The sequence below is a fragment of the Paenibacillus chondroitinus NBRC 15376 genome (genome assembly GCF_004000765.1).
GTDB lineage: Bacteria > Bacillota > Bacilli > Paenibacillales > NBRC-103111 > Paenibacillus_E > Paenibacillus_E chondroitinus.
Genome location: NZ_BILW01000028.1, coordinates 68513 through 81801, shown reverse-complemented (window position 1 = coordinate 81801; position 13289 = coordinate 68513). Strand labels below are relative to the sequence as shown.

At 48.4% G+C, this 13289-nt stretch carries 12 protein-coding genes; 10 read left to right on the top strand and 2 right to left on the bottom strand.

Annotation, left to right across the window (positions count from 1 at the left end):
* The first annotated feature begins 120 nt into the window (after positions 1–120).
* The 3 genes from PCH02S_RS25065 to PCH02S_RS25055 all read left to right on the top strand — a co-directional run bounded on the left by PCH02S_RS25065 (position 121) and on the right by PCH02S_RS25055 (position 3029).
* Positions 121–825 carry a response regulator transcription factor gene (locus PCH02S_RS25065; RefSeq protein ID WP_127456838.1) on the top strand — a complete coding sequence of 235 codons (705 nt, stop codon included), beginning with the start codon at positions 121–123 and terminating at the stop codon, positions 823–825.
* Complete coding sequence (locus PCH02S_RS25060) at positions 819–2207, top strand: sensor histidine kinase (RefSeq protein WP_127456837.1); 1389 nt, start codon at positions 819–821, stop codon at positions 2205–2207. Before PCH02S_RS25065 ends, PCH02S_RS25060 begins: the two co-directional genes overlap by 7 nt.
* Before the next feature lie 99 nt (positions 2208–2306).
* Positions 2307–3029: a hypothetical protein gene (locus tag PCH02S_RS25055; protein ID WP_127456836.1), complete on the top strand. Its 723-nt coding sequence runs from the start codon at positions 2307–2309 to the stop codon at positions 3027–3029.
* A gap of 305 nt (positions 3030–3334) precedes the next feature.
* On the opposite strand, the gene PCH02S_RS25050 is transcribed toward PCH02S_RS25055, so the two are convergent.
* Entirely contained in the window at positions 3335–4444 is a 1110-nt protein-coding gene (locus PCH02S_RS25050; protein ID WP_246069248.1) for a winged helix DNA-binding domain-containing protein, read from the bottom strand.
* A 162-nt stretch (positions 4445–4606) separates the two neighbouring features.
* Between PCH02S_RS25050 and PCH02S_RS25045 the strand changes: the two genes are divergently transcribed.
* Positions 4607–5101, top strand: a complete 495-nt coding sequence (locus PCH02S_RS25045) for a CBO0543 family protein (RefSeq protein ID WP_127456835.1) — start codon at positions 4607–4609, stop codon at positions 5099–5101.
* A gap of 72 nt (positions 5102–5173) precedes the next feature.
* The gene (locus PCH02S_RS25040; RefSeq protein ID WP_127456834.1) at positions 5174–6007 is read left to right on the top strand and encodes a DUF72 domain-containing protein; all 834 of its coding nucleotides are present in this window, start codon (positions 5174–5176) and stop codon (positions 6005–6007) included.
* Between the two features lie 67 nt (positions 6008–6074).
* Here the strand turns inward: PCH02S_RS25040 and PCH02S_RS25035 are convergent, their stop codons facing one another.
* Positions 6075–6521 carry a MarR family winged helix-turn-helix transcriptional regulator gene (locus tag PCH02S_RS25035; RefSeq protein WP_127456833.1) on the bottom strand — a complete coding sequence of 149 codons (447 nt, stop codon included), beginning with the start codon at positions 6519–6521 and terminating at the stop codon, positions 6075–6077.
* 197 nt (positions 6522–6718) lie between these two features.
* On the opposite strand from PCH02S_RS25035, the gene PCH02S_RS25030 reads away from it, so the two are divergent.
* The 5 genes from PCH02S_RS25030 to PCH02S_RS25010 are packed head-to-tail and all read left to right on the top strand — an operon-like array spanning position 6719 to position 13103.
* The gene (locus PCH02S_RS25030; protein ID WP_127456832.1) at positions 6719–7156 is read left to right on the top strand and encodes a MarR family winged helix-turn-helix transcriptional regulator; all 438 of its coding nucleotides are present in this window, start codon (positions 6719–6721) and stop codon (positions 7154–7156) included.
* The gene (locus PCH02S_RS25025; protein ID WP_127456831.1) at positions 7153–7812 is read left to right on the top strand and encodes an efflux RND transporter periplasmic adaptor subunit; all 660 of its coding nucleotides are present in this window, start codon (positions 7153–7155) and stop codon (positions 7810–7812) included. Before PCH02S_RS25030 ends, PCH02S_RS25025 begins: the two co-directional genes overlap by 4 nt.
* A gap of 21 nt (positions 7813–7833) precedes the next feature.
* Positions 7834–9150 carry an efflux RND transporter periplasmic adaptor subunit gene (locus tag PCH02S_RS25020; protein WP_127456830.1) on the top strand — a complete coding sequence of 439 codons (1317 nt, stop codon included), beginning with the start codon at positions 7834–7836 and terminating at the stop codon, positions 9148–9150.
* Between the two features lie 11 nt (positions 9151–9161).
* Positions 9162–10727 carry a DHA2 family efflux MFS transporter permease subunit gene (locus PCH02S_RS25015; protein WP_127456829.1) on the top strand — a complete coding sequence of 522 codons (1566 nt, stop codon included), beginning with the start codon at positions 9162–9164 and terminating at the stop codon, positions 10725–10727.
* Between the two features lie 51 nt (positions 10728–10778).
* Complete coding sequence (locus PCH02S_RS25010) at positions 10779–13103, top strand: S-layer homology domain-containing protein (RefSeq protein WP_127456828.1); 2325 nt, start codon at positions 10779–10781, stop codon at positions 13101–13103.
* The last annotated feature ends 186 nt before the right edge of the window (positions 13104–13289 follow it).

Genomic DNA, 13289 nt, shown 5'->3' with positions numbered 1-13289 from the left:
GCCCCAAAAAGCCGTCTCGGCAACAGGGGAAGCGGTGGCAATCCGCCAATAATAAATTTTTTATTCACAAATATCCGGTATGATGGTGTCATAGAACCTAACTTCAGGGGAGTGTGCCTTGTGAAAACCGTTTTGGTGGTAGACGATGATCTGAATATTTGCCGCATTACGAAGCTTTACTTAGAAAAAAGCGGCTATGCGGTGGTAACCGCAAATGACGGCGAGCAGGCCCTAACGCAGTTCGAAGAGCTGCAGCCCGACTTCATCGTGCTTGACATTATGCTGCCGAAGCGGGACGGCTGGTCCGTGTGCCAGAAGATTCGCGCAATGAGCGACGTACCGATCTTGATGCTGACAGCCAGAGCTCACGTGGATGAGCGAATCGAAGGTTTGCAAATGGGGGCAGACGATTATCTGGTCAAGCCCTTTGACCCGAATGAGCTGGTCGCTCGCGTGACAACGATACTTCGCAGAACGCTGATTCGTACGGAAGCGTCGGCGCCCTCAAACATTTATGAAGCCGGCAGCCTGAAGGTGGACGCTCTGTCCCACGATGTCACCGTAGAGGGTCAACTGGTCGCTTTGCCTAAGAAGGAGTACGAGCTCCTGCTGTTTTTTGTACGTAATCCGAATCAGGTATTCACTCGCGAAGACCTCATCGCCAAGATCTGGGGCTGGGATTTTGAGGGGGAAGACCGTGTCGTTGACTTATACATAAAACGTCTAAGACAAAAGCTATCGGCGCATACGGAAAGAAAAGTAGACTGGAGCATTCGGACCGTGTGGGGCATTGGCTACAAGTTCGAGGGGCCAGAGTCATGCTGAATTCTTTTTACCGCAAGCTTTTATTTATCTACATGTCCATCACGGTGGTGTCTATTCTTGCGATTTCAGGAACGATCGGTTATTCCATGAAACAGAAGACATATGACCGCAGCGAAAAGCTTTTGCTGGAGAAAGTTGAACAGGTCGATGAGTTAGCCAAAGAACTATTCGATGGGGCCACCTTGCAGAAGGATTTCCGCAAACAAATAAGTGCGATAGAGAAATCGTCCAACGTTCGCGTGGCTCTGATCAAGCATCCAAAAGTGAATGCGGACAAACTCCAGTCCATCGGCGAGTCCCCGGCACGCAAAGAATGGCTGGATAAAGTGCTGGCAGGGAATCAGGTGACGGTGCGGAGCAATTTTACCCAGAATAGTACGGTGAAAATGTTGATTGTCGGACGCCCTGTCGTGCAGGAGAACCGTGTGGTTGGGGCTATTTTTCTATATACGCCGATTATGAATATCCAGGGAACGATCAACGATATCAATCGAGCGATCTATATCTCGGCCGTCTCGGTGGCGCTGCTGGCGATGGCTGTACTGTATTTTGTTTCACGGCATTTTGTGAAGCCGATTCAGCTCATGAGCAAGACAGCGGAGGCGCTGGCCTTGGGGGATTTTAGCGGACGGGTCCCCGTTCGTGGGAAAGACGAGATTGCATCGCTGTCGGGATCGCTGAATCGTATGGCCGGCAAGCTGCAGAAGGTGGAAGAGGGGCGCAAAAGGTTTCTCTCTGAAATTTCACACGAGCTGCGGACGCCGCTGACGACGATTCGGGCCTCCTTGCAGGGGATAACGGACGGTGTTGTGGAGCCGGAGGATGCCAAGGAGTTCATTCAAGTTTCTCTCCAAGAGACGCTGCGACTGAGCAGTTTGGTGGATGATTTGATGGAGCTGTCGTCTTTTGAGGAGAAGCAGGTGAAGTTGAGTTTTCAACCTATGGATGTATCCGATGTCATTGCCCACGTGGTCACCCAGTTAAAGATGAAAGCCAAGTCCAAACGGATTGAACTGAGCTCGGAAGCTGAGACTTCCTATAGGGTTCAGGGGGATGCCGATCGTCTGAGGCAGGTATTCATCAATTTGCTCGATAACGCGATTAATCATATTCCAGAGGGATCAGAGGCGGGCATTCGGGTGAAATTCGTCAGAAATGAGCGTTGGATCGAAGTCTGGGATAACGGCCAGGGCATTGCGGAGGAGAAGCTGCCGCATCTGTTTGATCGCTTCTATAAAGCGGATGAAAGCCGCAATCGCTCCGGTGCAGGCCTCGGTCTGACGATCTGCAAACATATCATTGAAGCCCACGGAGGCTCCATTCGAGTTGAGTCGAAGGTTGGGGCGGGGACGGTTTTTAAAATATTTTTACCGGTTTCCTAAGCTTCGCACCTTCATCATGACAAACTTATGACATAATTATCCGCTAAGATAGGTCTCGTAAGGTAAACATAACCATAGACCAATCAAGGAGTGATACTTATGTTGAAAAAATTAACAGGACTAGCTTTGGTAGGCGCAATCGCATTAACCGTTCCGGTGGCGGCTTTCGCGGCGGAATCGCAGAGCAGCAGCACGTTTCACCCGCTTAAACAATTATTGCTGGATAAAGCGCAAGCTTTTGGCATATCGACAGACGGTAAAACGAACAAACAGATCAAAGAGGAACTGAAAACGGCAAATGCCGCCCAAAACACAGAGCGCTTGAACAAAGCCGCAGCGAAACTGGGCATCAGCACAGACGGCAAAACAGCGGAGCAGCTCAAAGCGGATATCCAAGCAGCGGTGCAGGTAAAACTGAAAGCGAAAGCGTCGAAGCTTGGCGTTAGCACGGATGGGAAAACGAATAAAGAGTTGAGAGAGGCGCTGAAGGCGGCGGAGTTGACGAAGCTGCAAGCGAGAGCAACGAAGTTGGGGATTAGCACGGATGGGAAGACCAATAAAGAGCTGAGAGAGGCATTGAAGGCGGCGGAGTTGACGAAGCTGCAAGCAAAAGCGGCAGCGGCGGGTATTGCAACAGACGGCAAAACAGCGAAAGAGCTTCGTGCAGCTCTCTCAGCAGGCAAAGATGCGAATAAAGCCGCAGCATTGAATAAACGTGCAGCGAAGCTGGGTATTTCTACGGACGGTAAAACAGCCGATCAGATTCTTGCAGAAGTAGAAAGCGCATTGAAGGCGAAATGGGCTGAAAAAGCTGCGAAATAGGCCAGTTGTGTGTTTTATGTGCGACAGGTGGTCGGCAACGCGGTATAGGGGAAGTACAGGGTCTTAATTGAGCCCAGTGAGGCTCATTGCAAGGTGAGACGGAACTACGGGAACTTATTTCGCATAAATTACTTGTGTTTAGGTCAATTTTGCTAAAATAGCGGAACGTAGTTCCCATCGAATTGAAGAATCGGCTATATATTGGAAAATAGCGGACCACAGTTCCCCTCACTCCTCAAGATAACTACTCATATAGCCCAGAAGGCTGTCTCAAAGGTTGTTTCCGACCTTGTGGGGCAGCCTTTTTAGTTATAGCAGATTTCCATGGACTCAGCCTCAGGAAAATGAAAAGCACAGAGCCCCTCTGCCTCGGCTTCAACACTAGCTCGTTCTGACGAGGATATGGCGCGGAATAACATGATCGTTAATACGCACACTTTTCGTTTGTTCATCACTATGGACCAAATGCCGCTGACAAAACCGTCAACAAGCAGCGCTGCGCGAATGATGCCGTTATCCGTAAACACCCGCTGCTTCAGCTCCTCCGCCATTATGCGGGAGCGGTCGTCGTAGGAAAGCAGCATGTTGTCGAACTCCCCCAAGAAGCGCGGGGGAGCAGGCGTAGTGCCGTCCGGTCGTGGCGCCTCCGGCAAATCGAACAGCTCATTGCCGTGCTCGTCGCGGAAGACAAGCAGGCTGGGGCGCAGCCGCTCCATGACCTCGCGGAGCCGGGTCAGCCCGGACCATACCTGCATATCCTTCACGGATGCAGGCCCGAATGCCGCCAAGTAGCGCAGCAACATGGCATCCACACTGGCCGCCTCCGCCAGCGGGCGGCCAAGCCACGCCTCCGCGGTCGTGTGGGCCGCCTGCCCGGAGGCGCCCCAGATGCCTCGCGGAGGCACCTGAACAAGCGGCAAGCGGCAGCGCACCGCTTGCGCCAAGGCCGTGGCGTCGCGCTGCGGCCACTGGGCCCCGAGGCGCTTGCCGAGCTCACCTAGCGTGAGCGGCTGCGCCTCCAGCAGCGCTCGCCCGGCGGCGGCAAGCGCGTCCAGGTCCAGTTCGGCAAGCTTCTTGCCGAACGCGCCTTGCAAGCCGCGATCCTGCACGGCTTGCAGGATCGGGCGCAGCGTCACGCAGTCGTCTGCCGTGACGAGGTGGATCGTCGAGCGCATCAAGGCGATGCGCACGATGCTTCGATCCAGGATGAGCTGCGACAGCTGCTCATGGTGAAAGCTTTGCAGGCGGGTCCACAACCCCACGTAGGGTGGGTTGGGGGCTTGCGCCTGCAGCCCGACGAGATGCCGGACCGCCGCGAGGACCGGCATGTCCAATCGCCGCAGCAGCAGCTGCCGGGCCAGGAGGGCCCGGTTGAGGTCGCGGCGGCTGAGGATTTTATCCGTATGTTCAGTCAAGCATAGGCCTCCTACACGCTTTTATTCCACTATACAGCAAGCTCACTGACAGCGTTATGTCAGGAATGCTGCAAGGCTCAAAATGTATAACTTTGTAACTTATTTGTATATAATTGTAAATTATTTGTATAATAGATACAACGAGAAGGAGACATGTCGGTTATGCACTTATTTGTGGCTATTTGCAGTGTTTGGGCTTCGTATCGATGGGGTGATTGGCGGAACTGGCAGAAGTATCTACCTACAATGATGTATTTCGCTATAGGTAATTTATTATACAACTATTTATGCGCTGAGCGTATGCTCTGGACGCTGACCCCCGACTGGCTCGCGGATACGCGCGTTACGGAATTGATTTACACTTTTCTCACTTTCCCCGCCACGGCTCTACTGTTTCTGACGAATTTCCCGCAAGGCCGGATGAAGGTCTTTTTTCACTATGTCCAGTGGGTGCTCATCTATGGCGGGGTGGAATACATTTACACCCTAACGGGTAGAATCGAGTATCAATACGGTTGGTCCTTAGGATGGTCGATTATTTTTAATATCATCATGTTTCCTATGCTCAAATTGTTTTCGGTCAGGCCGTTATTAGCCTGTGGTTTTTCAGTGCTGTTGACGATTTTTTGGATGAAAATGTTTCATGTTTCGTTTTAGGAGACTCAGTTGTCCAACTCCCCTTCAAAAAGCTACAATAAAAGAAAATCAGCGATGTAAGGGGAACTTACAATGATCAATATCGGTCTCGCCGGATGGGGCGATCACGAGTTGGGCGGCAGCAGGGGGAAGCTGCGGGAGTACGGCGCACACTTTCCGGTTGTGGAGGTGGACACTTCGTTTTACGCGATTCAGCCGGAACGCAACTACATGAAGTGGAATCAAGAAACCCCGGAAGGATTCGGCTTCATCATTAAGGCGTACCAGGGAATGACGGGGCATTTGCGGGGGGCGAATCCTTTTGCCGGTGGGATCGGAGAGATGTTCGAGACTTTCTTGCAGTCGATTCGACCCGTTCAAGAAGCTGGTAAGCTGAAGACGGTGCTGTTCCAGTACCCACCTTGGTTCGATTGCAATAAAGCAAATGTGGATGTGCTGCGCGATGCAAGAGAGCGAATGGGGGATGTGCCTGTAGCTCTGGAATTCCGCCATCAGAGTTGGTTCAAGGAGGACATGCAGGAGAAGACGCTCACGTTCATGAAGCGCGAAGGTTGGATGCATAGCATCTGTGACGAGCCGCAAGTGGGACTGGGCTCCGTTCCTACCGTGCTAGAGGTCACGCATCCTGATATGACAATGGTACGATTCCACGGACGAAATGTCGGCGGCTGGGTGCAAAACAACGAGGCAAATTGGCGCGATGTGCGATATTTATACAACTACAATCAACAGGAATTATTGGAATGGAAGGATTGGCTTCTGCAACTTCAGGAGAAAACGCGGGAAGTCTGTGTGGTGTTCAACAACAACTCTGGCGGACACGCGGCTGGGAATGCCAAGCAGTTGATGGCGATGCTGGGGCTTGATTATGAAGGGCTGGCGCCGAGGCAGCTGGATTTGTTTTAAAGGAGGTTTCACTTTGTATGAGGTCACCGGATCTTTCTGGTCGACCTCTTTTTTTGCCCAACTAATACTAGCTGGGCTCTTTGGCACGACTTTCATTGATCGTAATATTGAATTTTCGTAACAATTGTGCGAATGTTTGGCATTCTTCATCTGACCACTCTTTGAGTACTTCCTTAAATCGAACCGACCTAGCCTTTTTATATTCATCTAATTCATGTTTGCCCAAATCCGTTATTTGCAAGGTGTATGCTCTTCGGTCTTGAGGGTCAGGGATTCTGTACACGTATTCCTTCTGCTCTAATGAAGAAGCTTGTCTACTGACGGTGGAAATATCCAATTGAAAAATATCCGCCAATGCTTTTACGCCAGCACAGCCATGAGCCGATATTTGGTGCAGCAACAGATAAGCAGAGCGATCGATATTTCCGAATTTCTTGTCAGATGACAGGGACGTGAGGCGGCGAACGAATATGGCCATTTCAAGCTCTATGATCTCCAATGAATCTATTTTCATACTTCTTCACCTCATTAGCTATATGAACTATGGTAACATACCCAACTCCAATTTTGAATCTGAAAAGAGGCTGAAAATGATGATTGACAACCCTCTATAAAGTTGTATAATACAACAATGTAGTTTTATGATACAACTTGTTTTTGGGGGAGTCAATGTCGCTCTTCAATTTTATTCGTCTGAAATGAGGTGTGTGGATGTATCTTGAAACCAATATTGCTAAACTTCTGAGGCAATTGACGAGATACCATAAAGAGTCGTTAGCTAAAAGAATTAATTGTTTGGGTTTAACACCTCCCCAATTCATGACGTTGTGTCAAATTAAGAAGGAGCCCAAGACGATTGGACAGATTGTCGACGCTGTTGATTTATCTTACAGTACCGTGTCGGGTATCATTGATCGGCTTGAACGCGATGGTTGGCTTGAACGTGTGAAAGACGAAGTGGATCGCCGCGTGACTTGGATTTATATGTCTGAGAAGAAGCTGGCCAGGTTTGAAGAAAATTCTTTTTTTCAAGAAGCTAATTATTCTAAGTTTTTGAATGGATTCTCAGAAGAAGAATTAGTCACCATTCATCATTCTTTTGATTTGATTACAAGACATTTGGAAAAGAAGGTTGAGGAGAAATCATGAAGCGTAAAGTAATGTTGTATATCATATTGACAGCTTTGGTAGTTGTCGGTGGAGGAATCGGCGGTTATTTCTGGTATGAAGGCCAAAACTACCTAACTACGGATGATTCCAGGCTTGCCGGAGACATCTACAAAGTAATGCCGCGGATTACCGGAAAAGTGACCTCGTTGCAAGTTAGCGAAGGAGATCATGTGTTGGCCGATCAGATCATTGGGCAGCAAGACAACAATAATTTGCCCACAAGCAGCCTCGATCAAGCGGCACTACGCTCACCAATTGAAGGAACTGTCATCAAAACATTGGTGAAAGCCGGAGAAGTCTCCTCACCAGGTCAAACGGTAGCGATGGTCGTAGATACGAACAAGTTGTACGTGTCGGCTAATGTGGAGGAAACAGAGATTCATAAGGTCAAGGAAGGCGAAGTCGTAGAAATCAATTTGGACAATTTCCCAGGCAAAGTGCTGCTAGGCAAAGTGCAAGAAATTAGTAAAGCCACTGCGTCGACCTTTTCGCTGCTGCCTGCTACGAATACTAGCGGGAACTTTACAAAAGTCACCCAACGTATCCCTATCAAAATTTCGATTGATGACAATCAAGGGCTTGAATTATCACCCGGAATCAGCACTTCAATCAAAATTCATTTGAAGGGCAACTAAAACAAGAGGAGTTAGTCGACGATGCATATACGAAAACAAATAATCGTTCCAGCGATTCTCATATTGGCAGCTATTGCGATCCTTCCCGGATGTGGCGCCAAAGTTTCAGGACAAGCGGATTCTGCAGCCGTACCGATTCAAGTCATTAAAGTGGGTCAACCTGCAACGGCAGGGTTAAGCGGTAAAGTTATTCCGGATCAGGATATTAAAATTGTATCCAAAGTTGCTGGTAAAGTTGCCAGCGTAAACGTGCAAGAAGGTAGTAAAGTCAAACAAGGCGATGTGCTGGTTCAACTGGAAACAAGCGATCTGACGCAGCAAGTGAAACAAGCGGAATCTGCCCTTGTTGCAGCGCAGGCGAAACTTGTCGATACCAAAGCAGGTGCCCGTTCGCAGGAAATTCAAGGGCTTCAAAGCGCAGTTAGTGCAGCTCAAGGGGCCTATCAACAGGCAACCGCCGCGATGGAGCAAGCCAAAGCAGGACTCGATCTCGCCACAAGCACTTATAACCGTTTAAGAAATTCCTACGACAGCAATTCCGGTGTAACGCAAGAAGATTTGGATAAAGGAACGCTTGATTTTGAGAAAGCGAAAGCTGCCTCTGAACAAGCACAAGGAGCCCAAAAAGCGGCTGAAGCACAACTCCAAGGAGCAGAGGCTAAGCTGCAATTGGCTAAAGTAGGACCAACGGATAATACGATTTCAGCGCTTCAGGCTGATGTTGACCGTTTGAATGCAGGTTTAGAGCTTGCTAACAGCGGTTTGAGCAACGCCACAGTTACAGCGCCAATCGACGGACTTATTGTCAAAAAAAGCATTTCCGTGGGTGAACTCGCTCAACCGGGCGTGCAGATCCTCTCTCTGGTGAACATGGATCAAGTTCAAGTAGAACTGAGTGTGTCCGACAGCCAAATCACGCAAGTGAAAGCGGGCATGCAAGTAGATGTTGCGATTCAAAATTTGCCGAATCAAACCTTTAAAGGCGAGATTTCTTTCGTAAGTCCTGTTGCTAACGCGAACAGCAATACGTTCCCTGTCAAAGTGAAGGTAGACAATAAAGATGGTCTGCTTTTTGCAGGTATGGTGGCGGAAGTTAAACTGAACGCAGCTCAAGAGAGCCGTTTGGAAGTTCCGAAAAGCGCAATTGTTAAAAAAGATCAAAAAGAATATGTATTCACCGTAACCGACAACACAGCCCACCTCGTTGAAGTAAAAACGGAAGAAAAAAACCAGGATTGGTCGTACGTGCTGCCTACGGATAAATTAAAGGCTAATGAACAAATCGTCGTGAATCCTGCAGACAAGATTGCTGAAGGCACGAAGGTAAAAGCCGAATAGGAGGCGCAGCTATGGCCGATGCATCGGCAGTGAAACAACAAGAATCAGAAGGCTCCGGTAAAATGTGGCTGTCACTTATCGCCATCGTCATGGGTACCTTCGTTGCCGTTTTGAACAGCAGCTTAATGAATGTAGCTATGAATAAGTTCGTTGCCGTATTCGGCTCGGATATCAATACGATGCAGTGGGTCATTACGGGATATACCTTGGCATCAGCGATGGTTATTCCGATGAGCGGCTTTCTCGGTGCCAAATTCGGAAATAAAAATATATTTATTTACTCTGTAGCCGGCTTTACCTTATTTTCCATAGTTTGCGGTTTGGCTTGGAGCTCTAGTACAATGATCTTATTCCGAATCATTCAAGGTTTTGCCGGCGGATTTATTATGCCAATCGGGATGTCCATTATTTATACCACGTTTCCCCGGGAGAAAACCGGTACGGCGATTGGCCTGTGGGGGGTAGCCGCGATGTGTGCCCCTGCACTCGGGCCGACGTTCGGCGGATATCTAATCCAGAATTACAGCTGGAGATTACTTTTTTTCATCAATGTACCTATCGGGATTCTTGCCGTCATACTTGGGAAGGTCTTGTTGAAAGAATCTCCGCGAAGAGAAGGATTGAAATTCGACCTAACCGGGGCTATTCTGTCCATGGTCTTCTTTGGAAGCCTGCTATTGGCGCTAAGTAAAGGCCAGCAGCAAGGATGGACTTCCTTATTCATCATTAGTTTGCTGTTTGTTGCCTTCTTCAGTTTGCTGCTCTTGATCTGGGTGGAGCTCGGAGTCGAACAGCCAGTGCTTGACTTGAAGCTTTTTAAAAATTTAAAATTTGCCATTAGCGTTATTGCCGGCAGTTTAGTTATGATGGGTATGATGGGCGGTACGTTCTTGACCCCTTTATATTTGCAAAATATTCAAGGGCTCTCCGCCATGCAGACCGGGCTTGTGATGATGCCGCAGTCCATCGCGATGGCGCTTATGATGCCGGTCAGTGGCAAGCTCGCCGACAAATTCGGGATTGTCCCTTTGTGTATCACGGGTCTTACCATCTTAGGTGTTACGACAGTGGATCTGCACCATCTCACGACGGATACGCCTAACCATTGGCTAAATACCGTTTTAACGATCCGTGGTATCGGAATTGGGCTTTGTATGATGCCACTAACCACAGCGGGTATGCGTGCGGTATCTCCACAGCAAGTAGGGAATGCTTCGCCACTTTCTAACGTCGTGCGTCAAGTAGCAGGTTCCCTAGGGATTGCCATCTTTACAGCGCTTATGAGCAATCGTCAAATTCAACACTATCAACACATCAGTGATAACGTACCGGTTGATTCGGTTACAGCGAATAATACGGTATCTATGCTTTCAGGCTCCATTTATTCCTGGTCGGTAGATATGGCAACAGCCTCAGGAACTGCGGCTAGCTATCTGGCCGGCATCATGCAAAAAGAATCATTGGTCAGGTCAATCGCCGATACGTTCTATATTTCTGCAATCCCTGCTTTCATATGTATCCCTTTTGTTCTTTTCTTTATTCAGAGAAAAAAGGCACCAACCGAGGTTAAAAAGTAAATGATTTTATGATATCCAGATTCATATCCAGCTTTTGAGAGGAGTACGAAAATGAAAAAAAGTTTATCCGTTATCGTGAGCGCAGCTATGGCCGTTACTTTGTTTTCCTCTGTAGCTCTAGGTGCGACTGGCGCTAAATCCTCAGCGGATTTCAGTGATTTAAGTGGGCTTGATGCGGGAACCAAAGCTAAATTTGATGCGATGATTTCCGCAGGTATTTTTGATGGAGTCAGCAATGGCGTTTTTGGCCTTCATGATAAAATGAACCGTGCGCAATTCGCCAAAGTGGCGGCTTTAATCTTCGGATTGAAGGTAAATTCAACTTTGCAGGTATCCAGTTTCAGCGATGTGAGCAGCTCGGATCCGGCTAACGGCTATGCCCTGCCTTACATCGAAGCGCTGAAAGCTGCTAACCTTACCGACGGCTTCGGCCAAGGCACCTACAACCCGGCAGGCGAAGTGACGAAAGAGCAGCTGGCCGCCTTCCTAATTCGGGGATTAAGTAAAGATGCCCAAGCTAAAGGGACTACAGGGGTTAATGATAACACCGTCTCAAGTTGGGCCAAAGGTTATGCCGCGTTGGCTATTCAATTGAACCTGCTCAGCAACCAAGCTGACGGTACATTCGGGGGAACCCAGGCTGCGACACGTGACCTGTTGGTTACTTCCTCTTATGCAGCGAAGCAGCAATTTGTACCAGGGAGTATAACTTCCGGACAGCATTCGGAAATCCATGCAGAAGACCTGAAGGCCTATAGTCTTCCTGGAGGTTCACAGGCTCAAGTCAAGAGTGTTCTGCAGGAAAAAACAACGGATGGTTGGAGAGTCGGAACGGTCGTTAAGCTAACCAATTCATCCAATTCCACGATACGGGTTCCTGATTACGAATTGCGTGTCAGAACGTCAGACGGCACGGACTATACGTTAGTGCCAAGCGCAAGCAATGCTCGTTCGATATTGCCTCAGAGTGATGTGACACTAAGTTATATGACCGATATTAATGTGAAATCGGACGTAAGTTTAACAGACGTTCTTTGGATCGATGTGGATACAAAAGTATATCCTAAGCAGGAAACGCTGCTTGCGGATTCTCCTGTTGGATCGATTGTATGGCGCGGTAATGATGCGGTGATCAATGACGCTTCGCTCATGGGAGAGTGGGGAGCGACCTTCTCCATTCCAGGCGTGACTTCATCTTTGAAATATTCGGCGACAAGTCTGTCCAAGCAGTTCTCGGGGCAATCGCCAACCTATATCGTACAAGTGAAAGTTCAGAACTCCGGAAGTTATGCGGAAACCATTCCGGATTTTACGCTTAGCGGGAAATCGAATGGGCAATCTTTTATTGGAAAAAGAGTTGAGGAATCCCCAATAACTCTGAATGCGGGGGAACAGAAATATATCCATTTTGCGGTTACGACTGAAGCGAGTACGCAATTGAATGCTTTCTATGTTCTTACACCTGAAAGTTTCTTGAAACAAGGCCAAACAACGCCTCTTCAATACTATACAGGACGCATCGGATTCGGACTTCCGGCTAATGGCGGAACAGAAACAAGCACAGTTCCTTCCGGAGGCAATTATACGTTTGGTACACCGATGGTATTCGAGCAAGGGAATGAGTTCATCAATCCCAATCTGGCTGTATCGTTGGAAGAATTGCATGTGACGAATAACGAAGAAACTGGAAATAAAACAGGATTAGCGAAGTTCAAGCTGGTCAATAAAGGTGATAAGCCGATTCCAGTGCCGGCACTTGCCGCGGATTTAACAGGGAAAGATGGTTTCACGTATACGGGAAGCCGTCAAACGTTGGGTACTTCGGACATCGCTCCTGGAACTGGAGTTGTAGTTAGCTATGGCTATACGATTCCAACGACAGATCAAAGTGATCAGTACAAATTGAATGTGCAGGGTGTCCTTGCAGGCGCTTCGCAAGGCCAAACGGGTTATAAATCCACCATTGCCAGCTATACGGTCAGCACGCAAAGCGACAATGATCATAACAATGTTTCCTTATATCCGTTCAAGTTGAACTTCAAAAGCTGGACCTTATCTCAGCTGACGATCACGACTCCGTCCTTATCTTATTCCTATAAATTAAATCTTGATTTGGACATTACACGCGACCCTGAAGTCCTTGTAGATAATAACTTCTCCAAATTGAAATTTGAATTGGTTGATGGTTCCGGCAGCTCATTAGGCTCGAGTTCGTTCCCTTTCAGCGGAACAAATCGTTTGGTGAGCGGCACGCAGTCGCTGAGCTTCAGCAATTTGACTCAAAACCAAGTTCAAAATAACGTGTCCATCAGAGTCTACGAATCGGTGACTACACCGAATGGTGAAATGGACAGATTCATTACAGAGTTGAAATAATCTTCACTATGAAAAACGGAGCCCGCAATTTTGCGCGGCTCCGTTTTTGATTTGTTCGAGGGTGTGCGGGCACCAGCTGTCGGCGCTAACGGACTGAGATGACGCTATTTGATGCTTTTGAGGTAGATTCAGAATCTAACGGACTCACGAGCCGTTATTGGCTATGAAAATGCTAAAAATAGCGTC

Bases quoted from the DNA above. Each gene is read 5' to 3' on its own strand.
- PCH02S_RS25060 (WP_127456837.1), top strand. From the start codon at position 819: ATGCTGAATTCTTTTTACCGCAAGCTTTTATTTATCTACATGTCCATC.
- PCH02S_RS25055 (WP_127456836.1), top strand. From the start codon at position 2,307: ATGTTGAAAAAATTAACAGGACTAGCTTTGGTAGGCGCAATCGCATTA.
- PCH02S_RS25045 (WP_127456835.1), top strand. From the start codon at position 4,607: ATGCACTTATTTGTGGCTATTTGCAGTGTTTGGGCTTCGTATCGATGG.
- PCH02S_RS25040 (WP_127456834.1), top strand. From the start codon at position 5,174: ATGATCAATATCGGTCTCGCCGGATGGGGCGATCACGAGTTGGGCGGC.
- PCH02S_RS25035 (WP_127456833.1), bottom strand. From the start codon at position 6,521: ATGAAAATAGATTCATTGGAGATCATAGAGCTTGAAATGGCCATATTC.
- PCH02S_RS25030 (WP_127456832.1), top strand. From the start codon at position 6,719: ATGTATCTTGAAACCAATATTGCTAAACTTCTGAGGCAATTGACGAGA.
- PCH02S_RS25025 (WP_127456831.1), top strand. From the start codon at position 7,153: ATGAAGCGTAAAGTAATGTTGTATATCATATTGACAGCTTTGGTAGTT.
- PCH02S_RS25020 (WP_127456830.1), top strand. From the start codon at position 7,834: ATGCATATACGAAAACAAATAATCGTTCCAGCGATTCTCATATTGGCA.
- PCH02S_RS25015 (WP_127456829.1), top strand. From the start codon at position 9,162: ATGGCCGATGCATCGGCAGTGAAACAACAAGAATCAGAAGGCTCCGGT.
- PCH02S_RS25010 (WP_127456828.1), top strand. From the start codon at position 10,779: ATGAAAAAAAGTTTATCCGTTATCGTGAGCGCAGCTATGGCCGTTACT.